The organism is Streptomyces yatensis (assembly GCF_018069625.1).
GTDB classification, from domain to species: domain Bacteria; phylum Actinomycetota; class Actinomycetes; order Streptomycetales; family Streptomycetaceae; genus Streptomyces; species Streptomyces yatensis.
This window is the reverse complement of record NZ_CP072941.1, coordinates 10,185,112-10,208,900: the sequence shown is the minus strand read 5'-3', so window position 1 is coordinate 10,208,900 and position 23,789 is coordinate 10,185,112. Positions and strand designations below refer to the sequence as shown.

The 23,789-nt window shown below is 71.1% G+C and carries 24 protein-coding genes; 18 read left to right on the top strand and 6 right to left on the bottom strand.

Annotated features, from left to right (window positions below; all coding sequences use genetic code 11):
* Positions 1–4: 4 nt before the first annotated feature.
* Positions 5–589, bottom strand: coding sequence for a flavodoxin family protein (locus J8403_RS42550; RefSeq protein ID WP_211127893.1), 585 nt, complete (start codon positions 587–589; stop codon positions 5–7).
* A 182-nt stretch (positions 590–771) separates the two neighbouring features.
* On the opposite strand from J8403_RS42550, the gene J8403_RS42545 reads away from it, so the two are divergent.
* Complete coding sequence (locus J8403_RS42545) at positions 772–1,119, top strand: ArsR/SmtB family transcription factor (RefSeq protein WP_246586258.1); 348 nt, start codon at positions 772–774, stop codon at positions 1,117–1,119.
* Complete coding sequence (locus J8403_RS42540) at positions 1,116–1,550, top strand: SRPBCC domain-containing protein (RefSeq protein WP_211127892.1); 435 nt, start codon at positions 1,116–1,118, stop codon at positions 1,548–1,550. The genes J8403_RS42545 and J8403_RS42540 overlap by 4 nt, the downstream gene beginning before the upstream one ends.
* Before the next feature lie 76 nt (positions 1,551–1,626).
* Here the strand turns inward: J8403_RS42540 and J8403_RS42535 are convergent, their stop codons facing one another.
* Positions 1,627–2,604: a helix-turn-helix transcriptional regulator gene (locus tag J8403_RS42535; protein WP_211127891.1), complete on the bottom strand. Its 978-nt coding sequence runs from the start codon at positions 2,602–2,604 to the stop codon at positions 1,627–1,629.
* Positions 2,605–2,738: 134 nt separating this feature from the next.
* Here J8403_RS42535 and J8403_RS42530 point away from each other — a divergent pair, with 134 nt between their 5' ends.
* Entirely contained in the window at positions 2,739–3,476 is a 738-nt protein-coding gene (locus J8403_RS42530; protein ID WP_211127890.1) for an NIPSNAP family protein, read from the top strand.
* 43 nt (positions 3,477–3,519) lie between these two features.
* Here the strand turns inward: J8403_RS42530 and J8403_RS42525 are convergent, their stop codons facing one another.
* Together J8403_RS42525 and J8403_RS42520 are read right to left on the bottom strand one after the other, a co-directional pair.
* Positions 3,520–4,014 carry a flavin reductase family protein gene (locus J8403_RS42525; RefSeq protein ID WP_211127889.1) on the bottom strand — a complete coding sequence of 165 codons (495 nt, stop codon included), beginning with the start codon at positions 4,012–4,014 and terminating at the stop codon, positions 3,520–3,522.
* Positions 4,015–4,110: 96 nt separating this feature from the next.
* Entirely contained in the window at positions 4,111–5,109 is a 999-nt protein-coding gene (locus tag J8403_RS42520; RefSeq protein WP_211127888.1) for an NADP-dependent oxidoreductase, read from the bottom strand.
* A gap of 154 nt (positions 5,110–5,263) precedes the next feature.
* Here J8403_RS42520 and J8403_RS42515 point away from each other — a divergent pair, with 154 nt between their 5' ends.
* The 3 genes from J8403_RS42515 to J8403_RS42505 are packed head-to-tail and all read left to right on the top strand — an operon-like array spanning position 5,264 to position 7,948.
* Positions 5,264–6,436: an acyl-CoA dehydrogenase family protein gene (locus J8403_RS42515; protein ID WP_211127887.1), complete on the top strand. Its 1,173-nt coding sequence runs from the start codon at positions 5,264–5,266 to the stop codon at positions 6,434–6,436.
* Positions 6,433–7,488 carry an LLM class F420-dependent oxidoreductase gene (locus tag J8403_RS42510; RefSeq protein WP_211127886.1) on the top strand — a complete coding sequence of 352 codons (1,056 nt, stop codon included), beginning with the start codon at positions 6,433–6,435 and terminating at the stop codon, positions 7,486–7,488. The genes J8403_RS42515 and J8403_RS42510 overlap by 4 nt, the downstream gene beginning before the upstream one ends.
* Positions 7,472–7,948, top strand: a complete 477-nt coding sequence (locus tag J8403_RS42505; RefSeq protein WP_211127885.1) for a winged helix-turn-helix transcriptional regulator — start codon at positions 7,472–7,474, stop codon at positions 7,946–7,948. The genes J8403_RS42510 and J8403_RS42505 overlap by 17 nt, the downstream gene beginning before the upstream one ends.
* 42 nt (positions 7,949–7,990) lie before the next feature.
* Here J8403_RS42505 and J8403_RS42500 read toward each other — a convergent pair whose 3' ends face one another.
* The gene (locus J8403_RS42500; protein WP_211127884.1) at positions 7,991–8,833 is read right to left on the bottom strand and encodes a helix-turn-helix transcriptional regulator; all 843 of its coding nucleotides are present in this window, start codon (positions 8,831–8,833) and stop codon (positions 7,991–7,993) included.
* 215 nt (positions 8,834–9,048) lie between these two features.
* Here J8403_RS42500 and J8403_RS42495 point away from each other — a divergent pair, with 215 nt between their 5' ends.
* The 6 genes from J8403_RS42495 (at position 9,049) to J8403_RS42470 (ending at position 15,352) form a co-directional block, all read left to right on the top strand.
* Complete coding sequence (locus J8403_RS42495) at positions 9,049–9,993, top strand: SDR family oxidoreductase (protein ID WP_211127883.1); 945 nt, start codon at positions 9,049–9,051, stop codon at positions 9,991–9,993.
* A 170-nt stretch (positions 9,994–10,163) separates the two neighbouring features.
* Positions 10,164–11,738, top strand: coding sequence for an ABC transporter substrate-binding protein (locus J8403_RS42490; RefSeq protein ID WP_211127882.1), 1,575 nt, complete (start codon positions 10,164–10,166; stop codon positions 11,736–11,738).
* Positions 11,738–12,730, top strand: coding sequence for an ABC transporter permease (locus tag J8403_RS42485; protein ID WP_211127881.1), 993 nt, complete (start codon positions 11,738–11,740; stop codon positions 12,728–12,730). Before J8403_RS42490 ends, J8403_RS42485 begins: the two co-directional genes overlap by 1 nt.
* On the top strand, positions 12,727–13,641 hold the full coding sequence (locus tag J8403_RS42480; protein WP_161563055.1) for an ABC transporter permease: 915 nt from the start codon (positions 12,727–12,729) through the stop codon (positions 13,639–13,641). Before J8403_RS42485 ends, J8403_RS42480 begins: the two co-directional genes overlap by 4 nt.
* The gene (locus tag J8403_RS42475; RefSeq protein ID WP_211127880.1) at positions 13,638–14,483 is read left to right on the top strand and encodes an ATP-binding cassette domain-containing protein; all 846 of its coding nucleotides are present in this window, start codon (positions 13,638–13,640) and stop codon (positions 14,481–14,483) included. The genes J8403_RS42480 and J8403_RS42475 overlap by 4 nt, the downstream gene beginning before the upstream one ends.
* The gene (locus J8403_RS42470) at positions 14,480–15,352 is read left to right on the top strand and encodes an ATP-binding cassette domain-containing protein (protein ID WP_211127879.1); all 873 of its coding nucleotides are present in this window, start codon (positions 14,480–14,482) and stop codon (positions 15,350–15,352) included. The genes J8403_RS42475 and J8403_RS42470 overlap by 4 nt, the downstream gene beginning before the upstream one ends.
* An 11-nt stretch (positions 15,353–15,363) precedes the next feature.
* Here J8403_RS42470 and J8403_RS42465 read toward each other — a convergent pair whose 3' ends face one another.
* Positions 15,364–16,323, bottom strand: coding sequence for an ROK family protein (locus J8403_RS42465; RefSeq protein ID WP_211127878.1), 960 nt, complete (start codon positions 16,321–16,323; stop codon positions 15,364–15,366).
* 41 nt (positions 16,324–16,364) lie between these two features.
* Here J8403_RS42465 and J8403_RS42460 point away from each other — a divergent pair, with 41 nt between their 5' ends.
* The 6 genes from J8403_RS42460 to J8403_RS42435 all read left to right on the top strand — a co-directional run bounded on the left by J8403_RS42460 (position 16,365) and on the right by J8403_RS42435 (position 23,782).
* The gene (locus tag J8403_RS42460) at positions 16,365–17,135 is read left to right on the top strand and encodes a creatininase family protein (protein WP_211127877.1); all 771 of its coding nucleotides are present in this window, start codon (positions 16,365–16,367) and stop codon (positions 17,133–17,135) included.
* Between the two features lie 14 nt (positions 17,136–17,149).
* Complete coding sequence (locus J8403_RS42455; protein ID WP_211127876.1) at positions 17,150–18,277, top strand: mandelate racemase/muconate lactonizing enzyme family protein; 1,128 nt, start codon at positions 17,150–17,152, stop codon at positions 18,275–18,277.
* Positions 18,274–18,684 carry a RidA family protein gene (locus J8403_RS42450; RefSeq protein ID WP_211127875.1) on the top strand — a complete coding sequence of 137 codons (411 nt, stop codon included), beginning with the start codon at positions 18,274–18,276 and terminating at the stop codon, positions 18,682–18,684. Before J8403_RS42455 ends, J8403_RS42450 begins: the two co-directional genes overlap by 4 nt.
* 51 nt (positions 18,685–18,735) lie before the next feature.
* Entirely contained in the window at positions 18,736–19,569 is an 834-nt protein-coding gene (locus J8403_RS42445) for an IclR family transcriptional regulator (RefSeq protein WP_211127874.1), read from the top strand.
* Positions 19,566–20,705 (top strand): serine hydrolase domain-containing protein, encoded by a 1,140-nt coding sequence (locus J8403_RS42440; RefSeq protein ID WP_425519876.1) that lies wholly within the window; start codon positions 19,566–19,568, stop codon positions 20,703–20,705. The genes J8403_RS42445 and J8403_RS42440 overlap by 4 nt, the downstream gene beginning before the upstream one ends.
* A 155-nt stretch (positions 20,706–20,860) precedes the next feature.
* Positions 20,861–23,782, top strand: coding sequence for an alpha-glucuronidase family glycosyl hydrolase (locus J8403_RS42435; protein WP_211127873.1), 2,922 nt, complete (start codon positions 20,861–20,863; stop codon positions 23,780–23,782).
* Positions 23,783–23,789: the final 7 nt, after the last annotated feature.

The following is a 23,789-nucleotide window of genomic DNA, read 5'->3' as shown; positions in this document are numbered from 1 at the left end:
GGCGCTACGCGGCGGCACTCCCCCGCGCGAACACCTTGGCGGTCTCGGTCACCCGGCGGCCCAGGTGTCCGGCCGTGGCCACATCGGCCTTGTGAACGGCCTCCGGGCCCTCGTCGCTGTTGGTCTGGGCGGCCGCGCCCGCGAAGACGCCGAGGCGGTTGAGGTCGTTCTCGGATGCCGTGCTGCTGTTCCAGCCGGGGTGCAGGCCGAGGTTGACCCAGTGCATGCCGTGCTGGCCGGCGAGGATCTGGAAGAACTGCAGGGTGTGCAGCTTGTCGCCACTCTTCGAGGCGGAGTTGGTGAAGCCCGCCGCCAGCTTGTCCCTCCAGGCCAGCTGGAACCAGCGCTTGGAGGACGCCTCGGCGAACACGTGGAAGGCGCCGGACGCGGTGCCCATGTACGTCGGCGAACCGAAGACGATCGCGTCGGAGCGGTCCAGCGTCTCCCACTGCTCGTCGGTGATCTCGTCCACCTTGATCAGGTGCACCTCGGCGCCGGCCTCGGCGGCGCCGGCGCGGACGGCCTCGGCGATCACGGCGGTGTGGCCGTAGCCGGAGTGGTACGCGATGGACACTACAGGGGTGGTCACGGTGAATTACTCCTCTGGGGACACTCGCATAGTCCGAACGGGCAGCTCGGAAGCAGTGACCAAAGGAAAGCACTAACTCTTGGTTAGCGCAACCTGATCGGCAGCGCTTCATTCGGGCGACGATCCGAGATTACTTAAGCAACTGCTTGACTTTATGCCCCGACGAGCCTTCACTTAAGAATGTGCTTAACCATGAAGAGCGACTGGACCTGGTCTTCCGGGCTCTGGGTGATCGGACCCGACGTGCGCTGGTCGAGCGGCTGATTCGCGGACCCGCCTCGGTGAGCGAGCTCGCCGCGCCGCTGACCATGTCGCTCGCCGCGGTCGTCCAGCACCTTCAGGTGCTGGAAACCGCCGGGATCGTCCGGTCGGAGAAGGTCGGCCGGGTCCGCACCTGCCGGATCGAACCGGAGGCCCTGCGGGCCGGCGAAAGCTGGCTCGGGCGGCAGCGCACCACCTGGGAGACCAGGCTCGACGACCTCGGCGACTTCCTCGCCGAGCCGGGCCCATCAGAAGGGACCACATCATGACCGTCACGCACACCACGTTCGACCTGGAACGCGTCTACCCCGCAAAACCTCCGCGAGTGTTCGCCGCCTGGGCCGATCCGGCCGCGAAGGCCCGCTGGTTCGGGTCCGGGGGCAGTCATGAACTGGACTTCCGTGCGGGTGGGCGGGAGTTGATCCGTGGCCGGACGCCGGACGGCAAGGAGCTGGCGTTCACCTCGGTGTACCACGACATCGTCCCGGATCAGCGGATCGTCTACTCCTCGACACTGACTGCCGACGACACCCTTGCCACGGTGTCGACGACCACGATCGAGCTCACCGCCGAGGGCGAGGGCACCCGGCTCACCCTGACCGAGCAGGCGACCTTCCTCGACGGCAGGGAGGAACCGAGCTGGCGGAAGCAGGGCACCAGCGACTGGCTGGCCACACTGGGCGAAGAACTCCGGGCATGAGCTGTCCGCGAGGAGCAGGCCGCCCGTCATCACACGGTGACACCCGGCCCCGAGACGAGACCGCGCGCCCCGGACGTCAGTGAAGTCCGTAGGCCCGGGCGAGTACGCCCACGGTGGCGGCCATGGCCTGGCGCAGCTCGGCCGGCGCGACGACCTCGACGTCGATACCGAGCCGCAGCAGCTCACCGCAGGCGTGGTCGATGCTCTCGGTCGGGATCACGGCCTCGACCCATCCGTCGTGGCCGACGGCGGTCGCGGTGGAGTCGACCGCCCGCACCACCTCCGCGGGGACGTTGTCGGGCAGACGCCGGCGTCCCCTCGGGGACAGGCGGATGGTGGCGGTGCCGGTGTGGCGGCGTGCCTGGAAATCGTCGAGGTAGGACGCCCAGTACGCGCCCAGGTCGAACCCCCGCGGCCGCTCGAACCGCTCGTCGCTCAGCACCGCGTCGAGGACTTGGGCGACCCGGTAGGTCGCGATCCGGCTCTCCCCCGCGGCCACGAGGTACCAGTTTCCGGATTTGAGCACCAGGCCGTAGGGACGTAGGCGGCGGCTCACCTCCTGCGGCGCGCGCCAGCGGCGATAGCGCACCTCCACCGCACGCCCGGTGAGCAGCGCGTCGACGAACAGGGCCAGCTGCGGCGCCGGTTCGGGGTCCCGGTACCAGCCGGGAGCGTCCAGGTGGAACACCGCCGCGGTCCGCGCCGCCTCCTCGCGCAGCTGCGTCGGCAGCGCGGCCAGGAGCTTCAGCCGTGCCGCCGTCACCTCCGCCGCGAGGCCCAGGTCGGCGGCGGGCCCGGGCAGTCCGGCGAAGAACAGCGCCCGTGCCTCGCCCTCGGTCATCCCGGTGAGCCGGGTGCGATAGCCATCGAGCAGCTGATAGCCGCCCCCGCGACCGGGCTCCGCGTAGACCGGGACCCCGGCGGCCTGCAGACGCGCCAGGTCACGGTAGGCGGTCCGTACGGATACCCCCAGTTCACCGGCGATCCCGGGGGCCGAGATGCGGCCACGGGATTGCAACAACAACAGCAGCGACAGCAATCGGCCTGCGGACATGGGCGCAATTCTCCTCGGAAACCCTGACAGCAGGTGGCACACGGCTCCCCTAGCGTCGATCCACGTCCGGCTCGGACCCCACCAGCCGGGGAGTCCGCGCCCGGAGAAGAGCGCCGAAGAGGAGTTGTCGCGCCATGTCCCCCACCGACCTTGCCTGCCGCCCTGCCGTGATCGAGCTTCGGCAGTACACACTGCGTCCCGGCCGACGCGATGAGCTCATCGAACTGTTCGACCGGGAGTTCGTCGAAACGCAGGAGGAGACGGGGATGGTCGTGCTCGCCCAGTTTCGGGACCTCGACGATCCGGACCGCTTCGTCTGGTTGCGCGGGTTCGAGGACATGGCGGCACGGCACCGTGCGCTGACGGCCTTCTACGGCGGACCGGTGTGGGCCGAGCACGGCCCCCAGGCCAACGCCACCATGGTCGACTCCGACGACGTCCTGCTGATGCGGCCCCTGTCAGCCGGGAGCGGCTTCGCCGTCCGCCCGTCCCAGCGGCCCGGGACCGGTGCTCCGGCACCGGATCGGTTCGTGTCCGCCACCGTGTGGTCCTTCCCTCCCGGACGGCCCGAGGGCATCGCGCTCATCCAGGACGGCCTCCTCCCCGTGCTCCACACGACGGGACCCGCACCACTCGCCGTCCTGACCACCGAGACGGCGCACAACACCTTCACCAGGCTGCCGGTCCGCACCGGAGAGAACGTGGCCGCCGTCTTCACGTCCTACCCCGACGAAGATGCGTGCCGCCGGCACCGTGCCGAGGTACGGGCCCACCCCCGCGGCCGGGAGATCCTGTCGGGCATCGACAGAGAACAGACAGCGGCCCCCCGGACACTGAGACTGGCACCCACAGGCCGCTCGCTCATCTCCTGACTCCTCGACGCGGGCGTCGGCGTGATGCGGCTGCCCGCCAGGTCTATGCCAGCGCGACATGGGTGCCGAAGGCCCGGGCGTGGTAGGTGAGCGGGGCACCCTCGGCGGCTCGGGTCGCCAGGACGTTGCCCAGGGCGATCACGTGGTCTCCTCCCTCGACCACATCCGCCATCTCGCAGGCCAGCCAGCCGGGGGCGGCGGACAGCCGGGGGACGCCCCAATCCACCTCCCAGGACACGCCGGTGAACCTTCCGGCGCCTCCCTTGCGGGCAAAGGCCAGCGCCAGCGCGGATTGCCCGTGCCCCAGGACATTGACTCCGAACCGCAGTGACGACGTGATCAGCGCCAGGAGTTCGGAACGACGGTCGAGGGCGATCAGGACCATGGGAGGTCGCATCGACAACGACGCGAAAGCGCTGACCGTGGTGCCGTGCGGCCGTCGTCCGTCCATCGCGGTGACGACGGTCACCGGTGTGGCCACACCGGCCATCACCTCGCGGAAGGCAGAGGTCAGCGGCTCATTCTCGGATTCGGCCATCGCAGCTCCCCGGATGGAAAATGGCGGTGTGCACAGAGGTGCCGGGCGACATGTTCTGTCCGCCGGCAGACAGGAATCCTCGGTGTTCCGCCGGCCCTACAGCTGAAGGATCAGCTTTCCGGTGTTGACCCCGGTGAACAGGCCCCGAAGCAGGCCCGGGAAGTCCTTGAGGCCGCCTTCCACCACGTGCTCGGCCGAGGTCAGCTTGGCTTCCGCAAGCCACTGGGCGAGTTGCCGGGTCGCCTCGGGATAGCGGTCCTCGTAGTCGAATACGACCATGCCGGTCATCGACGCCCGGTTCACGAGCAGCGACATGTAGTTCGCCGGGCCCTTCGGGCGCTGGTCGTTGTATTGGGACATCGCGCCGCAGATGACGACGCGTGCCCCGCGTGCGAGCCTGGTCAGCACCGCGTCCAGGATCGGGCCGCCGACGTTGTCGAAGTACACATCCACGCCGCCGGGGGCGTACTCGCGCAAGGCCTTCCGCACGTCGTCGCTCTTGTAGTCGATGGCCGCGTCGAAGCCGATCGTTTCGACCAGGGTCCGGCACTTCTCCGGGCCACCCGCGATACCGATGGCGCGGCAGCCGGTGATCTTGGCGATCTGACCCACCATGCTGCCGACGGCACCCCCCGCGCCCGAGACCACGACGGTGTCGCCCTGCCGTATGCGGGCGACGTCGAAGAGGCCGAAGTAGGCGGTGAGGCCGGTGATGCCAAGCGCACCGAGGTACGTCGTCCTCGGTGCGATCGAGGTGTCGATCTTGTGCAGGCCCGTGCCGTCGGACAGTGCGTACTCCTGAACGCCGAAGGCTCCGTAGAGCTCGTCGCCGACCGCGTATGCGGGGTGCCGGGACGCGATGACCGTGCCGATCCCGCCGGCCCTCATGACGGCGCCGAGCTCCACGGGGGGCACGTAGGACGCGCCCGGGTTCATCCAGCTCCGCATCGCCGGGTCGATGGAGATGAGGTCGACCTTGACGACGACCTGCCCCTCGCCCGGTGCGGGTATCTCAGCGGTGGTGAGGGTGAAGTCGGTGTCCTTCACCTCGCCTTCGGGGCGTGCGGCGAGCACCATCCGGTGATTGATGTCCATGGTTTCCCTTCGGTGATGGTCTGTCACGTCCGCCGACCGCATGCTGCCGTCTTCGACTTGACTGCCGCGGCGCGGAGCGAAAGTATAACGACTGAACTAGTAAAGCAAATGAACTACTTGCCACCGAAGCACCTGCGCCGAGGAGAGGTCTCCCATGCCCCACACGCTTCACGAGGCGGACGCGAATCAGGAAAGCCTCAGGGAGGCGGCGGAGCGCATCCGTCTCCAGGCGCAGGCGGCGGCCGCCGACAGCGAACGGGAGCGCCGGCTGAGCCCGGAGCTGGTCGACGCGCTCCGTGACTCCGGACTGATGCGTTGCGGAGCTCCCGGGACCCTCGGAGCCGCGCAGGCCCCGCCCGCCGTCTCACTCGCATGCGCCGAGACGATCGCGCGCGGCGACGCCGCCACCGGCTGGTGCGTCTCGATCGCTCTCACCAGCAGCCTGCTCGCGGCGTACCTTCCGGAGAAGGGTGCCGCCGAGACCTTCGGTGACCCGCGCGCGATCGCGGCGGGCGTGTGGGCGCCGCGGGCGAAGGCCCGCCCTGTCGAGGGAGGTGTGGTCGTCTCCGGCCGTTGGTCGTTCTGCAGCGGGATCACGCACGCGGACCACTTCTTCGGCGGCTGCGTCCTGGACGACGGCCGTGGCGACAAGGACGGTGTGCCGACGCTGCGCGCGGTCGGGATCCCGGCCGAAGAGCTACGGATACTCGACACCTGGCAGACCTCCGGCCTGCGCGCGACGGGCAGTCATGACGCCGTGGCCGAGGAGGTGTTCGTCCCCGACCACCGCGTACTGGCCCTGGACGACGGTCCGCTGATCGACGCTCCGCTCTACCGGTTCCCGATCTACGGGTACTTCGCGCTGTCCATCGCCGCGGCCGCGCTGGGCAACGCACGCGGGGCGATCGATGACCTGATGGACCTCGCGGGCCGCAAGGTGGCCACCGGCTCGCGGCGCACCCTGGCGGAGAAGGCGACCACGCAGGCCGCCGTGGGACAGGCGGAGGCCGCCCTGCGCGCCGCACGCGCCTTCTTCTACTCCGCCATCGACGACGCCTGGCAGGCGGCGTGCACCGCCGACACCGTGGGGCTCGGCCTTCGCACCGGGTTGCGGCTGGCAGCGGCCCACGCCGCGCGCACATCGGCCGAGGTCGTCCGCGCCATGTACGACCTCGGCGGCGGATCGGCGGTGTACGAGAGCTCGCCGCTCCAGCGCCGTTTCCGGGACGCGACCACCGCCACCGCCCACCTCCAGGTGAGCCCGGCCACGTGGGAGACCACCGGCCGCATCCTGCTCGGCCTCCCGACGCACGTGGCGCAGCTGTGAGGCGGCGATCGCTCGGCGTGGTGCTTCCGTACTGGCTGGACCGGCCCGACCTGGAAGCGCTCGGGATCGCCCACCAGGCGAGTGCATGCGGCTTCGAGCGGCTGTGGCTCGGCGAGATGGCCACCTTCGACGTGTTCGCCCTCGCCACCGCCGTCGCCACCAGCACCTCGATCCCCCGGCTGACGGCCGGCCCCCTCGCCGTCGGCGTGCGCTCCCCCGTCGCCATCGCCATGGGGGCCGCCAGCGTCGCCACGCTGACGGGCACACCCGTGGATGTGGCACTGGGAGCGTCCAGCCCGCACATCGTCTCCGACTGGCACGACCGCAGCTGGAGCGGCAACCCGCAGCGCACCAGGGAATCGGTCGCGGTGCTGCGCGAACTCCTCGATGGAGGACGGGCCGCCTTCTCCGGCCGGCACATCCGCACACGGGGCTTCCGGCTGCGCCGGCCACAACCGGACGCCACGATCAGCGTCGCGGCGTTCGGGCCACGTATGACACGTGTCGCGGCGGAGACCGCGGACGAGGTCGTGCTGAACCTGGTGGCGCCGGAACACATCGCCCGGGTCCGCGCGTCGATCGACGCCATCGCCGACGCCCGCGGGCTGCCCGCACCACGGCTCGCGGTGTGGGTCACCTGTTCCGTCGAACCGCATCCGGCCACCTACCACCAGCTCGCCTCGCAGCTGGCCGTGTACCTCCGCCCACCGGGATACGGCGAGATGTTCACCGCACTGGGCTTCGGCGGCCTCGTCCGCAAGGCCCGTTCCGCCGCCGACCGCCATGCGCTCGTCGCGGAGATTCCCCCCGAGCTTCCGGCGGCCGTCGGCGCGATCGGCTCAGGCCCTGAAGTACTGCGACGCATCGAGAGCTACTTCAACGCCGGCGCCGACCACATCGGGCTGGTGCCCACGACGGCGGACGACCCCGACGGTGCCAAGACCCTGGCTTTCATCAGGGAACATGCCGCGGACCTCGTCTCGGGGCCGATCGGGGCGAAGCGGTCGGCCGACGGAGACGGGATACGATCACCCGGTGACGGACACCCCTGAGGCGCAGCCCCCGGATTCGCGCGGCGACGACTCGGTCACGCGGACCCTCAATCTGGTCGGCGAGCGCTGGACGATGCTGATCCTCCGCGAAGCGTTCTTCGGTGTCCACCGTTACGGACAGTTCGCCCAGAACCTGGGCATTCCGCGCCCCACTCTGTCGAACCGGCTCGGCAAGCTCGTGGACGTCGGCCTGCTGACCCGGGAGCGCTACGCGGGCGGTCCGATCCGCAGCGACTACGAATACCGCCTCACCCAGGCCGGCCTCGATCTCTTCCCGGCGATCCAGATCTTGATGGAATGGGGCAATACCTACCTCCCGGACGAGCCGGCGGGCAGCGGATCCAAGGTGGCCTGGACACACGACGTATGCGGATCGCCCACGCATCCGAGGCTGACCTGCGACCAGTGCGGGGAACCGGTCACCGCGCACAATGTGCACCTCACGGGCGATACGCCCTGAGGTGACCCCGCCGCGGCGGCAGTCTGTGGAGGGTGAACCCCCTCAGCGCAGCGCCTGCGCTCCTATGACCGACAGCAGCTGCAACTTCTCGTAGCTCTCACTGCCGGGAATGGCGGTGTAGACGAGCAGGAAGTGCGACTGGTCCGGATCGAGCAGCGTCTGGCAGGTCAGCTCCAATGCGCCGAGCTCGGGGTGGACGAAGTGTTTCACCTCGTGGGGCCGGATGCCGACCTCGTGGTCGTTCCACACCCGGCGGAACTCTTCGCTCCGGGCGAGTAGCAGGTCGGCGTAGTGGGCCGCGCGGGACACGGGACCGTGCAGTGTGGCCACCCCGCGCAGGCCCGAGACGAACATGCGGGTCAGGAACGGATGGTCGTCGGGGGCGTAGAGCTGTCGCGCGGCGGGGTCGGTGAACCATCGGTAGCCGAGGCTGCGGGCCGGGCCGCGGTAGACGGTCTGGTCGCCGGTGAGCGCGATGCCGAGCGGGGTCTGCCGCAGCGTCTCGCCGAGCTCGGTGACGATCTCCGCGGGAGTGTCGTGCAGCCGGTCGAGGATGCGCAGCAGACCGGGACTGATGTGCTCGCTGTCCGCGCCCCGCGGGGGCGGGGTCTGTCCGGCGAGCCGGAACAGATGGTCGCGCTCGTCGAGGGAGAGGTGGAGTCCCTGCGCGATGGAGGCGATCATCTGCCCGGACGGCTGGGGTCCGCGCTCCCGCTCGAGCCGCGCGTAGTAGTCGGTCGACATGTGGCACAGCGCGGCCACTTCCTCCCGTCGCAGCCCGCTTGTCCTGCGGCGTGGTCCGCGCGGGAGGCCGACGTCTTCGGGCTGCAGCGACTCCCGGCGGCGCCGGAGGAACTCCGCCAGTCCGGTCCGATCGATCACCATGCGCGCCTCCGTCACCCTGCGTGCCTCCTTCGGGCTCATTTCTACCGCCCGCGCATCTCGGCATCCACGGACTGTCAATCCCCCCTTCACGCGTTACGGCCGCCACGGATCCTGCCGGAGCCCGGACTTCCTGATCAGTGGATCGAGGGGCCCTGAATGGCGCCGCCGTCTTCCACGACGGTGGGGGCAACGCCACACAACCCAGGAGTGGGCCCATGCCACGCGAGACCATCGACATCACCGTTCCCGACCTGTCCGGCAGGCGCGCCGTCGTCACCGGAGCGAGCGACGGCATCGGGATCGGCATCGCCACGAGGCTCGCCGCGGCCGGGGCCGATGTGCTCCTGCCCGTTCGCAACCCGCGCAAGGGGGAGGCCGCGCTCACCACGATCCGTCGGACGATTCCCCACGCGAACGTGTCGCTCCGCGAGCTCGACCTGTCCTCGCTCGCCTCCGTCGCAGCCCTCGGCAAGACCCTGCGAGAGGAGGACCGGCCGATCCACCTCCTCGTCAACAACGCCGGCGTCATGACCCCGCCCGACCGGCAGACGACCGCCGACGGGTTCGAGCTTCACTTCGGCACCAACCACCTCGGCCACTTCGCCCTGGTGGCCCATCTGCTGCCGCTGCTGCGCGCCGGCCGCGCGCGCGTGACCTCACAGATCAGCGTCGCGGCGAATCAGGGCGCCATCAACTGGGACGACCTGAACTGGGAACGCTCCTACGACGGCATGAAGGCCTACAGCCAGTCGAAGATCGCGTTCGGGCTCTTCGGCCTCGAACTCGACCGGCGCAGTCGGGCCCATGGCTGGGGCATCACGAGCAACCTCTCCCATCCGGGGGTCGCCCCGACGAACCTGCTCGCCGCCCGCCCCGAGGTGGGACGCGACCAGGACACCCGGAACGTGCGCATGATCCGGGCGCTGTCCGCCCGAGACCTCCTCGTCGGGACGGTCCACACCGCGCAACTTCCCGCCCTCTATGCCGCCACCTCCCCCGACGCCGTGCGTGGCGGGTTCTATGGGCCGCGCGGACTCGGGCACCTGGGCGGCCCTCCCGGAGAGCAGAGGCTCTACTCGCGTCTTCGCGGCACCGAGGAGGCCCAGCGCGTCTGGCAGGTCTCCGAAGAGCTTACGAAGGCTCCCTTCCCCAGCGGCTGAGCGTTCGGGGCCGCGGCCGCCGGGCCCGGCGGCCGGGGGCCCGCGCGGTAGCCGCCGCCCTGCGGGCCCTTCACGCGTTCCCCGCCGCCCGATCGGGTGTTGACCACCTCCGCCATGTCGCTTAGCTTAACCCCACCGCATTCCATCTGACGGAACGGAGGTGTTGTTCAATGGAACGAATTCATCAGGGGCGCACGGTGGACCGCGGCCGTCCCACCCGACGCGGCGTCCTGCGGACCGGTGGTCTGCTGCTCGGGGCCCTCAGCGCTCCGGCGCTCCTGAGCGCGTGCGGCACGAACGCCGCCGCGGACGGGGCCGGCAACGTCCTGCGGGTCTCCCAGCCCGGCGACCCCAAGACGCTGGACCCGCAGAAGCAGGGCGACATGGTGTCCATGAACGTCCTGATCAACATGTTCGACACGCTCACCACCCGCGGCCGCGACAACCAGCTGCACCCCAGGCTCGCCCTCTCCTGGAAGGCCACCGACGCCCGCACCTGGCGCTTCGCCCTCCGCCCCGGGGTGACCTTCCACAACGGTGAGGCGTGCGACGCGCGGGCCGTCGCGTTCAGCATCGAGCGGCTGCTCGACCCCGCCACCAAGTCACCGATCGTCGAGCTGCGCTACGTCAAGGGCGTCACCGTGGTCGACCGGCTCACCGTGGACGTGCACACCACCGTGCACGACCCGATCCTGCCCGCCAAGCTCTCCCTGTTCGGCGGCGTGATCCTGCCGCCCCGCCACCTCGCGGAGGCGGGCGACGCCGCGTTCGCCGAACACCCCGTCGGCACCGGCCCGTTCACCTTCGTCAGCTGGCGGCGCGACCACGAACTGCGCATGCGGGCCTACGCCGACCACTGGAACGGACGGCCGAGCGTCGACGGCCTCGTCTTCAGCCCCGCACCCAACGCCTCGTCCTCCCTCGCCGCCCTCCAGAGCGGAGGCGTCGACCTCGTCGCCGGACTCACCCCGGACGCAGCCCAGCAGCTCGACGGCTACTCCGGTGTCACGCTGGACGGCTATACGGGGATCCGCACCTCCTATCTGTCCCTGAACACCCTGGAGCGGGGCCCGCTCCAGGACCGTCGTGTGCGCCAGGCGCTCAACCACGCGATCGACGTCCCCCTGCTGATCAAGGCCGTGCTCGGCGGCAAGGCCACCGAGACACCCGCCCTCGTGCCGCGCGGCGCCTTCGGCTTCGACCCCACGGTGAAGCCCTTCACCCGCTCCCTGGAGACCGCGCGCACCCTCCTCGCCGAGGCCGGCCACCCACACGGCTTCTCCACGACGCTCACCGCCTCCAACGTCGACTCCAACGTGGCCGAGGCCCTGTCGGGGCTGCTGGCCCGAGCAGGGGTGCGGGCCCGGGTCAACCTGCTCGACCCCGGTACGTACGCCGCCCGGCTCACCTCCGACAACCGGGGCGCGCTCGGCCCCATCTACCTGGCGGCCAGCACCGTCTGGACGATGGACGGCCAGAGCATCGTGCAGTCCAACGTACGCAGCGACCGGCGCCAGAGCCGCTGGCACTCCAAGGAAGCCGACCGCCTCATCGACATCGAAGAGCTCTCCGAAAGCCCCACGAAACGCAAAGAGGCCTTCTCGGATCTGCAGCGGCTGATGCGCGAGGAAGCACCCTTCGTCTTCCTCTACCAGCTGGACAACATCTTCGCTCGCAACGACCGCCCCCGCTGGACGCCGGGATCCGCAGGCGTCCTCGCCATGGAGAGCGCGGAGGTCTCCTGATGAGCGCCCTCACCCTCGACAAGCCGCCCGCCCCGGCGGAGGCCCCGTCGCGCCACCGGGACACGGCACGGCTGCTGCGCATCGTCCTCCGGCGCCTGGGCATCGCGCTGTTCGTCCTGCTGTGCACGGCGACCGTCTCGTTCTTCCTCGTACGGCTCTCCGGCGACCCCGTGAAGATCCTGCTGCCGCCCGACGCCACGGCCCACCAGGAGAGCGTGCTCCGCGCGTCCCTCGGACTCGACCGGCCGCTGCTCACGCAGTACCTCGACTACCTCTGGGGACTGCCCCGCCTCGACCTCGGCGACTCCCTGGTCTACGGCCAGCCCGTCAGCAAAATCCTCGCCGACCGGCTGCCCGCCACGATCGAACTGGCCGCCGCCGCCCTCGCGGTGACCCTCGTCATCGCCATCCCGGCGGGCATCTTCGCCGCGATGCGCCGCGGCCGCCGCTCCGACCACACCGTGATGACCGGTGTCCTGCTCGGCCAGTCCACCCCGCCGTTCTGGGTCGGCATCCTCCTCATCCTGGTCTTCGCCGTGTGGCTGCAGGCCCTGCCCGCCTCCGGCTACGGCACCTTCGCCAACCTGGTGCTGCCAGCCGTCACCCTCGCCGTCTACTCCGTGGCCGTCGTCGCGCGGCTGCTGCGCTCCTCGCTGATCGACGTGCTGTCCTCCGACCACATCCGCAGCGCCCGCGCCAAGGGATTCGGTCCGCTGAAGGTGGTGCTCCGGCACGGGCTGCGCAATGCCTCACTGCCGGTGGTGACCGTCATCGGTCTGGAGGTCGGCAATCTGCTCGGCGGGGCGATCCTCACCGAACGGGTCTTCTCCTGGCCCGGAGTCGGACAGCTGACCGTCGAGGCGATCTCCAATCGCGACTTCCCGCTCGTCCAGGCCACCGTCCTGTTCTTCGCCGCCACCTTCGTCGTGGTGAACCTGCTCGTCGACCTCTCCTACAGCTTCCTCGACCCGAGGGTGAGGACGTCCCGATGACCCTCATGTCACCTGCCGCGACCGGCCATGCCCCGGCGGCGGCACCGGCCGGCGGCTCCCGGTCCGTCGTGCTGCGCGCGCTGCTGCGCAACAAGCTCGCCGTCCTGGCGCTCGCCGTACTCGCCGTCCTGCTGATCGCCGCCCTGTTCGCACCGCTCGTCGCCCCCTACGACCCCAACGCGCAGAACCTCCTCCTGCGGCTGCGGCCCCCCGCCTGGCAGGACGGCGGCAGCGGCGCCCACCTCCTCGGCACCGACCAGCTGGGCCGCGACATGCTCTCGCGGGTCATCTACGGCGCCCGGGTCTCGCTGCTCGTCGGCGCGGGGGCCGCCCTGCTCGCCGGTGTCATCGGCACCGTCGTGGGACTGGCCTCCGGCTACTTCGGCGGCTGGGCGGACCGGGTGCTGATGCGGCTGGCCGACGTCCAGCTCGCCTTCCCCTCGCTGCTCCTGGCCCTGGCCATCGTCGGCTTCCTCGGCTCGGGTCTGTGGTACGTGATCCTGGTGCTCGGCTTCACCGGCTGGGTCTCCTACGCCCGCGTCGTGCGGTCCGAGGTGATGTCGCTGCGCACCCGCGACTTCATCACCGAGGCCCGGGCGATCGGCGTCACCGACGTCACCATCATGCGCCGCCATCTGCTGCCCAATGTGATGGCGCCGCTGGCCACCATCGGAACCCTGCACGTCGCCGCCGCGATCGTGGCCGAGGCGTCCCTGAGCTATCTGGGCCTGGGCGTGCCCAAGGAGACGGTCACCTGGGGCGCCATGCTCTCCGACGGCCAGCTCTATCTGGGCACCTCCTGGTGGGTCGCCGTGTTCCCCGGCATCGCGCTGATGCTGACCTCTCTCGCCATCAACATCACCGGCGACGCCCTGCGGGACGTCGCGGACCCGAAGGCCTACCGCCGATGACCATCGACCGACCGACAACCGACCCGTCGAAGCGGCCGGCCGACGAGCAGCCGCTGCTGGAAATCAACGGCCTCAGCGTCGACTTCAGGCTCGAGACCTCCGTCGTGCACGCGGTGAGGGACGTCTCCCTCCACGTCCGGGCCGGTGAGACGCTCGCCATCGTCGGCGAGTCGGGCAGCGGGAAGACCGCCACCGCACTGTCCGTGCCGCGCCTGAACCCGAGCCCTCCGTGTGTCTACGCCGGCGGTGAGATCCTCTTCGACGGACGTGACCTGCTGACGCTCTCGGAGAAGGAACTCGGCCGGATCCGGGGCCGCGACATCGCCATGGTGTTCCAGGACCCGATGACCTGCCTCGATCCGCTGCAGCGCGTCGGGGCGCAGGTGGCCGAGGTGCTCAGGCACCACACCGGCATCTCCCGCGCCGAGGCCAGGGACGCCGCGCTGGACACGCTGGAGGAGGTCGGCATACCCGACCCGGCCCTGCGCTACCGGCAGTACCCGCACGAACTCTCCGGCGGCCTGCGCCAGCGCGTGATGATCGCGACCGCGCTGGTGGGCCGGCCCCGCCTGCTCATCGCCGACGAGCCGACCACCGCCCTGGACGTCACCGTGCAGAGCCAGATCCTCGACCTGCTCGTCTCCCTCCAGGACAAGCACGGCATGGCGGTCGTGCTGATCACCCACGACCTCGCGGTCGTGGCGGAGACCGCCGACCGTGTCGTGGTCATGAACCGGGGCAAGGTCGTCGAGACCGGCAACGTGCTCGACGTCTTCGACCGTCCGGCCGACGACTACACCCGCGAACTGCTCGCCGCCACCCCGCGATTGGAGGCGGCATGACCACCGAAGCCGCTGCGCCCGCGCCCCCGGGCGGAAAGGTCCTCCTGGAACTCGTCGGCCTGCGCAAGGAGTTCGGCACCAGGACGGTGAACGTGGCCGTCGACGACGTCTCGCTCGAGGTCCACGAAGGGGAGACCCTCGCCCTGGTCGGCGAGTCCGGCTGTGGCAAGACCACCCTGACCCGGCTGCTGCTCAAGCTCGTCGAGCCCACCGCCGGAAGCGTGCGCTTCGACGGACAGGACCTCGCCGCCCTCTCCCCCGCCGGGCTGCGTGCCGTACGCCGCCAGATGCAGGTGGTCCTCCAGGACCCGTACTCCAGCATGAACCCGCGGATGCGCATCACCGACATCGTCGCCGAACCGCTGGTCACCCACGATCCCGAGGCCCGCGGGCGGCGCGCCCGGGCCCGCACCAGGGAACGGGTCGGGGAACTCCTGGAGGCCGTGGGCCTGGACGCCGGCATCCAGGACCGCTATCCGCACGAGTTCTCCGGCGGTCAGCGCCAACGCGTCTCGATCGCACGGGCCCTGGCGCTCCGGCCCCGTCTGCTGGTGCTCGACGAGCCCACCAGCGCACTGGATGTCTCGGTGCAGGCCACCGTCCTCGACCTGCTGGCGGATCTGCAGAGCCGGCTGGGCCTCACCTATGTGTTCGTCTCGCACAACCTGGCCGTCGTACGGCAGGTGGCCGACCGGGTCGCGGTGATGCGCCGGGGGCGCCTGGTCGAGGTGGGCGAGACGGCCGCGGTGCTGCGCACCCCTCGGCACCCCTACACGCGGCAACTGCTCGACGCGGTGCCGGTCCTCGACCCGCGCAGGGGCCGCCGTGCCGCGGACCGGCTGTCCCTGACGGGCGAAGAGAGCCGATGACCGCCCGCGCGCTACAGATGCGAGACGACGAGACCGGCGCCGCCGAGCAGCGCGACATCGTCGACGGCGGCCGTGCCGACCAGCACCCGCGGCTGCTCGGCGCCCGAGAAGGCGACGGCGTCCCGCAGCCGCTCCTCCACCACCGTGCGGAAGGGCTCACCGCCCTCGCGCGCCTCGCCGTGCAGGATGAAGAGGCCGGGTGCGAAGAGCTGCTGCACGTTCACCAGCCCCAGAGCGAGGTTGTGCGCGTACTCCTCCACCACCTGCCCGGCGAGCGCGTCCCCGCGGTTGACCAGTGCCTCCAGGGACGTCTGGCCGCCGAGCCCCACGGCGCGGGCCCGGGCCCGCAGCCAGCCGGTGGTGGCCACGGTCTTCCAGCAGCCGCGGTTCCCGCAGGTGCACCGCTCGCCGCTGGCCGACACGGTCATATGGGCACCGCTGCGCCCGCCGGGCGGGGCCATCACCTCGCCGTCGTAGAGGAGCCCCACGCCGAGCACCTCGCCCGTGGAGACCGAGGCGAAGGTGCGCCGTCCGCGCCCGGCGCCGAACCAGCGGTCGCCGAGCACCTGCAGTCGCGCCCGGTGCTCCACCCGCACGCTCGCCCCGGTGAGCGCGCCGAGCCGTTCCGTGACCGGATAGCCGTGCAGTCCGGGCGCGTCGTTCACCTCCATGATCAGGCCCGTGACGGGGTCCACGAGCCCTGCGGCGGCCACCCCGATCCCCTGGAGTTCATGGCCGGCGAAGACTCCGGCGGCCGCGGCCAGCGCCGTGTCGATGTCCGCGGGGGTGGCGGTGGCCGCGTCGTACGACGACTCGGTGCGGTCCAGGATCCGGCCCGCCATGGACAGTACGGCCGCCCCGACCCGGCCGGGGACCAGCTCGACGGCGCCCAGCCGCCGGGGCGCCCGGGGGGCGGCCGGTTGCGGCGCGGCCTCGGGGACCAGTCGCAACGGAGAACGTTTGTGGGCCATGCGCCGACTCTGCCATGGCCCCGTTTCGGAGAGGTAGCACCGTGAGCCAATCGAGACTGACCGAACTCACCTGGCGCGAGGTGCGCCGGGCCGGTGAGGAGGGCATCGCTCTGCTGCCCATCGGTTCGCAGGAACAGCACGCCTCACACCTTCCGATGGGCACCGACACCCTCCTGGTCGAGGAGGTGGTGGACCGCGCGCTGGACATGCTCGCCCGGGAGGCCGGGCCGGGCGTGGTGCGGTTGCCGGCGCTGCCCTTCGGGCACAGCCCGCACCACTTGTTCGCGGCCGCCGTCTCGCTCTCCGCGGCGACCTTGGGCGCGGTCCTGGACGACATCCTCGACTCGCTGGTGACCAGCGGATACCGCCGCATCATGGTCGTGAACGGCCATGGCGGCAACGACGAGATCATGCGGCTCGCCGTGAAGCGGTTCGCGCTGCGTTCCCCGGTGACGGTCGCCGCCTGCTCGTACTGGACCCTCACCGCGGGTGAGGACGGAGCGGGGCGGCCGGAAGTCACCCCGGGGCATGCCGGATGGTTCGAGACGTCACTCATGCTGGCGGCCCACCCGGACCTGGTGCGGACGCCCGTGCCGGCCCGCGCTCCGGTCGAACCGCCGCCCCTGTTCGACGCCCCGCCCTACCCGGGCCTGACCGTGGAACGCCACGGGGAGTGGGAGCGGGTCGGCGGCTCCACGGACGACGCCTCCGATGCCGACGCCACCCGGGGCGATGGGCTGCTGGAGGACCGGGCGCGAGGACTGGCCCGGGCGATCCAGGCCTTCGACGCGGCGAGCCGGTCACCCCGATGATGCGAGGAGCAGCAATGAAGATCACTGATGTCGACGTATGGGTGGTCAACCTCCCCCTCGTCAATCCCTTCACCAGCTCGTTCGAGACCAAGACGGGCGAGACCCGCACCGTGGTGCGCATTCGCACCGACGAGGGTGTCGAGGGCTGGGGCGAGACTATGTGGGGCGCACCGGTCGCCGCCATCGTCCGGTCGATGGCCCCGGACCTGATCGGGACCAGCCCGTTCGCGCTGGAGAGCTTTCACCGCAAGCAGCACATGGTGCCGTTCTTCTACGGCTACCTCGGCTACGCGGCGATCGCCGCCCTCGATGTCGCCTGCTGGGACGCGATGGGCAAGGCCACCGATCAGTCCGTCACCGATCTGCTGGGCGGCGCGGTCCGCGAGGAGGTCCCCATCACCGCGCTCATCACCCGCGCCGACGCGCCGGGCACGGACGGCCCGGGCCTGCCGAAGGCGATGGCGGAGCACGCGGTGCGCGTCGTGGCGGAGGGCGGCTTCGAGGCCGTCAAGCTCAAGGGCACGAAGGACTGCGCGGGCGATGTCGCCATCCTGCGCGCGGTGCGCGAGGCGCTGCCCGAGGTGAACCTGCGTGTCGACCCGAACGCGGCCTGGTCGGTCCCCGATTCGATACGCGCCGGTATCGCCCTGGAGGAACTCGATCTGGAGTATCTGGAGGACCCCTGCGTCGGCATCGAGGGGATGAGCCAGGTGAAGGCGAAGGTGCGCATCCCGCTGTGCACCAACATGTGCGTCGTGCGCTTCGAGGAGTTCGCCCCCGCCATGCGGCTGAACGCCGTCGACGTCATCCACGGTGACGTCTACAAGTGGGGCGGGATCGCGGCGACCAAGGCGCTCGCCGCGCACTGCGAGACCTTCGGTCTGGGCATGAACCTGCACAGCGGTGGCGAGCTCGGCATCGCCACGGCAGCGCATCTGGCCGTCGTCTCCAGCACCCCGGTGCTCTCGCGCGCCATCGACAGCATGTACTACCTGCACGCCGGCGACATCATCGAGCCGCTGCACCTGGAGAACGGCCGGCTGAGGGTGCCGACGGGACCGGGGCTGGGGGTGAGCGTGGACGAGGAGAAGCTCCGGTACTACGCCGCGGCCAACGAGCGGGACGGGGACCTGACGGGATGAGCGAGCGGATAAGCATGCGGGCCGTGCACACGGCCGGGGCCCCTCGCCCCGCGGGTGCCTACTCCCAGGGCGTGGTGGCGGGCGGGTTCCTCTACACGGCGGGCTTCGGCCCGCAGGACCCGGTGACGGGCGGGATTCCGGAAGGCGTCGGGGCACAGACCGCACAGGTGCTGCGCAATGTCGCCGCCGTGCTGGCCGAACAGGGGCTGACCCTGCGGGACGTGGTGAAGGTGACGACGCATCTGCAGCACCTGAAGCGGGACTTCGCCGCCTACGATGCCGCCTACCGCGCGTTCTTCAGCGAGCCGTGCCCGGTGCGCACCACCGTCGGCTCGGATCTGATGGACATCCTGGTGGAGATCGACGTGGTGGCCGTCGTACCGGGCACGGAGGAGGCGTTCCGATGAATCGTCTCTCCGTTCCGGATGACGGAACGGCGATGGGTTAGGGTGAGAGACATGCCGAACTCGGTCAATACCCCCGCGAGCCACCGCGAAGAGCCGCGTGCCGCCGCAAAGGGCCCGGTGGACAAGGCACTCGAGGTGCTGGACGCACTGGTCCAGCCCGATGCCCCGCACCGCCTGGCCGATCTCGCCGCCCGCACGGGGCTGCCGAAGCCGACCGTCCACCGTCTGCTGCAGACCTTCGCCGACGCCGGATACGCGGTCCCGGGCCCCGGCGGCAACTACCAAGCCGGACCGCGTCTGCTCGGGCTCGCCGCCACGACGATGGCGTCCAGCCGCGAGCTGCGGCTGGCCCGCCCGGTCCTGGACGACCTGCGGCAGCGCACCGGCCACCTGGCCCACTTCTCGGTACGGGACGGCGCCGTGGCGGTGCATGTGACCCACTCGGAGCCGTCGTCCGCGTACCACATGGCGCCGGCCGCGGGTGGCGAAGTCCCGCTGTACTGCTCGGCGGTGGGCTGGGCGATGCTGTCGGCCCTTCCGTCGCCGATGGCGGCGGAGCTGCTGGGCAGCGCGCCCCTCCCGGCCCGTACGCCGCGGACGGTGACGGACCCGGCGGCCGTGCTCGCGGCCCTGCCCACCGTGCGCGAACAGGGCTACGCGGTGGACGACGAGTACGCGGAGCAGGACGTCCGCGCCATCGCGGCCCCGGTGCTGGGGCCCGGCGGCCAGGTCGCCGGCGCGGTCGGCATCGTCGGGCTGACGTTCACGCTGGACGAGGCGAGCGTGGCGATGCTGGGGCCGATGGTGCGCGCCGCCGCCGGTACGGTGTCGGCGGCGCTGCGCGGCGGCGCGGGGACGCTGGGGATCGTGCGGGGGCAGGAGTGAGCGGGGCCGCGGGCGGTCGGACCACACAGGCAGCGGAACGGACGGGAAGAGCCGGACCGCACGAGGCGGCCGAACCGGCGCCGCTCGAAGGACTCCTGGCAGCCGGCCGCCGGACCGGGATCTACTCCGCGGCCGCCTGGTCGGTCGGCACCGCGGCCGGGCGGACGGTCCACGGGCATCTGGGCACCCGCAGTCGGGGCGGGGCGGAGCTGAACGGCACCGAACTGTGGGACCTGGCCTCGGTGACGAAGCCGATCGTGGGCCTGGCCGCACTGCGGCTGGCGGAGGCGGGAGCGCTGCGCCTCGACGACACGGTCGGCGCGTATCTGCCGGAGTACCGCCGCGTGCCGGGCAAGGCGGACATCACCCTCGCCCAGTTGCTCGCCCACACCTCAGGACTGCCCGGCGGCACCCCCCTGTGGCGGGCCCACTCCGACCGGGACGGACTGCTGGCCGCCCTGCGCGAGCTGCCGCTGCGCGGGGCGCCGGGCACGGTGGTGGAGTACTCCTCCGCGGGCTTCATCCTGCTCGGCCTGATGCTCGAACGCGCCACCGCCACCGGCCTGGACGAGCTGGTCGCACAGCAGGTGTGCGCGCCGCTCGGCATGCGCGAGACGGTGTTCGCGCCCGGTCCGGCGGCCCGCGAGCGAGCGGTCTCCACGGAGCTGTGCACCTGGCGCGGCCGGCTGGTGACCGGCCAGGTGCACGACGAGAACGCGGTGGTGCTGGGCGGGGTCTGCGGACACGCCGGTCTGTTCGCGTCGCTGGCCGATGTGGACCGGCTGGGCCGGGCGCTCGCGGCGGGCGGCGAGGGTCTGCTGAGCGCGGCCGGCTTCGCCCGGATGACCGCCTGCCATACGGAGGGCCTCCCGCTGCGCCGCTGCCTCGGCTGGCAGGGGCAGGACGCGGTGGGCTCGCCGGTCGGTACGGCGATGGGTCCATCCTCGTACGGCCATACGGGCTTCACGGGGACGAGCCTGTGGGTGGAGCCGGGGGTGAACGGGGCGGGAGGCCGCTACTACGTCCTGCTCACCAACCGCGTCCACCCCAGCCGCGAGCCCCGCCGCTTCCCGGCGGTCCGCCGCGCCTTCCACCACCACGCGGCAGCGCTCGCCCGCGCGACGGACGCGCCCTGACGCCAGCTCAGCTGTGTTGGATTTTGATGAGTGACAAGGGTGCCATGTTCCCTTGTGGTTCGTTGTGTTGACACATGTCGTGATGAGTGTGACGGTTGCGGAGCTTGGTCCTGGCCTGGATGTGCACTGTTCGTTCTGCAACGGAAGTGGGACGCATGAGCTCAGGAATACGGCGCCGCAGCCTTCTGTCCGCGGCCGCTCTGGGAAGCACAGCCGCATCGCTCGGCCTCTCCGCCCCCGCGTCGGCGCAGCCGGTCCCCGGCGCCGGACCATCCACGGCCGCGTTGCCCGCCGAGGACGGGTACGACCTGTGGCTGCGCTACCGGCGGGTGGAGGATCCCGGTCAACTGGGGCGGTACCGGGCCGCGTTGGGGACGCTCGTCCGGCAAGGGGGCGGCCCGCTCCAGCGGTCGGCGGAGCAGGAGCTGGTCCGCGCGCTCACCGGGCTGCTCGGTATCCGGGTGGCGCCACGCACCAGCACCCCCTCACACGCGGCACTCGTGGTGGGCACCCCGACGAGTTCCGCCCTGATCCGCGAGCTCGTCCCCGCGGCCGACCTGGCCGAACTCGGCGACGAGGGCTACGTCGTCCGCCGGGTCACCCGGCGCGGCACACACTTCACCGTGGTGGCGGCACTGGGCGACCGCGGTGTGCTCTACGGCGCCTTCCACCTGCTGCGGCTCGTCCAGACCCGACGGCCGCTGGAACACGTCGACCTCACCGAGCGCCCGGCGACCCCGCTGCGCATGGCCAACCACTGGGACAACGACGACGGTTCGATCGAGCGCGGCTATGCGGGCCGGTCCTTCTTCGACTGGGAGAAGCTGCCGCAACTCGACACCCGGTACACGGACTACGCACGGGCCCTGGCCTCGCTCGGCATCAACGGCGCCGTGATCAACAATGTCAACACCCCGGCGGACTACCTCGCCGAGCCGTTCCTGACCAAGCTGGCCGCGCTGGCCGGGGTACTGCGCCGCTACGGCGTGGCGCTGTACGTCACGGCGAACTTCGCCGCCCCCATCGACCTGGGCGGACTGGACACCGCCGACCCCTTCGACCCGGGGGTGCGCGACTGGTGGACGAGGAAGGCCGGGGAGATCTACGGCAAGATCGAGGACTTCGGCGGCTTCCTGGTGAAGGCCAACTCCGAGGGCCGCCCCGGGCCGCTGGACTACGGACGCACCCACGCCGACGGGGCCAATCTGCTGGCGGGCGCGCTGAGACCGTACGGCGGGATCGTGATGTGGCGGGCGTTCGTGCACGACAGTGACGAGAAGTGGGACCGGCAGGCCTACCTCGACTTCACACCGCTGGACGGGAAGTTCGCGGACAACGCCGTGGTGCAGATCAAGAACGGGCCGATCGACTTCCAGGTCCGCGAGCCCGCCCACCCGCTCTTCGGCTCGCTGCCGCATACCAACTCGATGATCGAACTCCAGGTGACACAGGAGTACACGGGACACGCCACCCATCTGTGCTATCTGGTCCCGCAGTGGAAGGAGGTCCTGGACTTCGACACGCTCAAGGCCGGCGAGGGCAGCACCGTGGCCCGTGTCGTGACCGGCCGGGTGCACTCCTACACCCACTTCGGATTCGCCGGGGTGATGAACTTCGGCGACTCCAGGAACTGGACCGGTTCACATCTGGCCGCCGCCAACACCCATGGCTACGGACGGCTGGCCTGGAACCCGGACCTGTCGGCGCAGGACCTGGCCGACGAGTGGACCCGGATGACCTTCGGCAACGACCCGCATGTCATCGAGACGGTCTCCACGCTGCTCCTGGACTCCTGGCACACCTACGAGGACTACACCTCGCCGCTGGGCACGGGATACCTCACCCATCCGCCGGACGGCTCGGTGACCGGGCACTTCGACCCCAGCCCGACGACGACCACCCAGTTCCACAAGTCGGACCGCGCGGGCATCGGCTACGACCGCACCGCCGCCACCGGCGACGGCTTCACCGGGCTGTACGCGCGGGCGACACGGGACGCCTACGAGTCGCCTGCGAACTGCCCCGAGGAGCTGCTCCTCTTCCTCCACCATGTCCCGTACACCCACCGGCTGGACAGCGGCACGACGGTGATCCAGCACATCTACGACACCCACTTCTCCGGCGCGGCGCGGGTGGCGGACATGCGCACGGAGTGGGAGAGGCTGCGGCGCCGTGTCGACCACCGGCGGTTCGCCGATGTGCACCGCCAGTTCGGGGAGCAGCTCACCGAGGCCGCCAAGTGGCGGGACACCCTGGTCGCCTACTGGTTCGACCTGAGCCGGATCCGCGACGAGCGCCGCGCCTGGCTCCAGGCGATCGTCGCCCCGGCCGACACCGTGCTGCTGGGCGGGGAGCGCAACGAGCTGCCGGTGCAGGTCCTCAACGCGACGGGCTCCGGGCTGCGCACGGTGACGGCGCTGGAGGTACCCGAGGGCTGGCGGTCCGAGGAGGCGACCGCCTACGTGGCCTCGCGGGAGGGCGAGACGGTGAAGATGTCCGTCGTGCCGCCGCCGGCGCCCGCACTCGCCACCCTGCACGCGCGCCCGAGGTCGGGCGCGGTGCCGGTGCTCGACGCCTCGCTGCGCAGCCTGGCCAAGGCCGTCGTCGTGCCACCCGCCGCCCGCTGCGTACACGCACTGGACGCCGGGCCCGACTCGGCGCCGGTGCTGAAGGACTACACCCGGCTCTCACCGTCGAGCGGCTGGCACGAGGGCGCCGGCTTCGGCTGGGTCGGCAACACACCGGACGCCACGGACACCGGACTGTTCGATGTCGTCCGCCGGGACTACGTACGCGACAGCGCCCCGGCCGTACTGCGGCTGAGGCTGCCCGCCGGACGCTGCACCGCGCATCTGCTCACCGGCGACCCCAACACCCTGTGCAGGTCGCTGATCGTCCGGGTGGACGGGATCGTCAGGGCCCGGAGCGAGCAGCTCGACGGCCGGGAGTTCACCTGGCTCAGGATCCCGCTGGACGGCGGATCCTCCGGACGCGAGGTGGACCTGGAGCTGTCCGCGAAGGAGGACGAGACCTGGCATCTCGGCGCCTGCGTGGTCGTGGCGGACGGGCCGTCCTAAGGTCTGT

Bases quoted from the DNA above. Each gene is read 5' to 3' on its own strand.
- J8403_RS42540 (WP_211127892.1), top strand. From the start codon at position 1,116: ATGACCGTCACGCACACCACGTTCGACCTGGAACGCGTCTACCCCGCA.
- J8403_RS42535 (WP_211127891.1), bottom strand. From the start codon at position 2,604: ATGTCCGCAGGCCGATTGCTGTCGCTGCTGTTGTTGTTGCAATCCCGT.
- J8403_RS42530 (WP_211127890.1), top strand. From the start codon at position 2,739: ATGTCCCCCACCGACCTTGCCTGCCGCCCTGCCGTGATCGAGCTTCGG.
- J8403_RS42525 (WP_211127889.1), bottom strand. From the start codon at position 4,014: ATGGCCGAATCCGAGAATGAGCCGCTGACCTCTGCCTTCCGCGAGGTG.
- J8403_RS42520 (WP_211127888.1), bottom strand. From the start codon at position 5,109: ATGGACATCAATCACCGGATGGTGCTCGCCGCACGCCCCGAAGGCGAG.
- J8403_RS42515 (WP_211127887.1), top strand. From the start codon at position 5,264: ATGCCCCACACGCTTCACGAGGCGGACGCGAATCAGGAAAGCCTCAGG.
- J8403_RS42500 (WP_211127884.1), bottom strand. From the start codon at position 8,833: ATGGTGATCGATCGGACCGGACTGGCGGAGTTCCTCCGGCGCCGCCGG.
- J8403_RS42495 (WP_211127883.1), top strand. From the start codon at position 9,049: ATGCCACGCGAGACCATCGACATCACCGTTCCCGACCTGTCCGGCAGG.
- J8403_RS42490 (WP_211127882.1), top strand. From the start codon at position 10,164: ATGGAACGAATTCATCAGGGGCGCACGGTGGACCGCGGCCGTCCCACC.
- J8403_RS42485 (WP_211127881.1), top strand. From the start codon at position 11,738: ATGAGCGCCCTCACCCTCGACAAGCCGCCCGCCCCGGCGGAGGCCCCG.
- J8403_RS42480 (WP_161563055.1), top strand. From the start codon at position 12,727: ATGACCCTCATGTCACCTGCCGCGACCGGCCATGCCCCGGCGGCGGCA.
- J8403_RS42475 (WP_211127880.1), top strand. From the start codon at position 13,638: ATGACCATCGACCGACCGACAACCGACCCGTCGAAGCGGCCGGCCGAC.
- J8403_RS42470 (WP_211127879.1), top strand. From the start codon at position 14,480: ATGACCACCGAAGCCGCTGCGCCCGCGCCCCCGGGCGGAAAGGTCCTC.
- J8403_RS42465 (WP_211127878.1), bottom strand. From the start codon at position 16,323: ATGGCCCACAAACGTTCTCCGTTGCGACTGGTCCCCGAGGCCGCGCCG.
- J8403_RS42455 (WP_211127876.1), top strand. From the start codon at position 17,150: ATGAAGATCACTGATGTCGACGTATGGGTGGTCAACCTCCCCCTCGTC.
- J8403_RS42450 (WP_211127875.1), top strand. From the start codon at position 18,274: ATGAGCGAGCGGATAAGCATGCGGGCCGTGCACACGGCCGGGGCCCCT.
- J8403_RS42445 (WP_211127874.1), top strand. From the start codon at position 18,736: ATGCCGAACTCGGTCAATACCCCCGCGAGCCACCGCGAAGAGCCGCGT.
- J8403_RS42435 (WP_211127873.1), top strand. From the start codon at position 20,861: ATGAGCTCAGGAATACGGCGCCGCAGCCTTCTGTCCGCGGCCGCTCTG.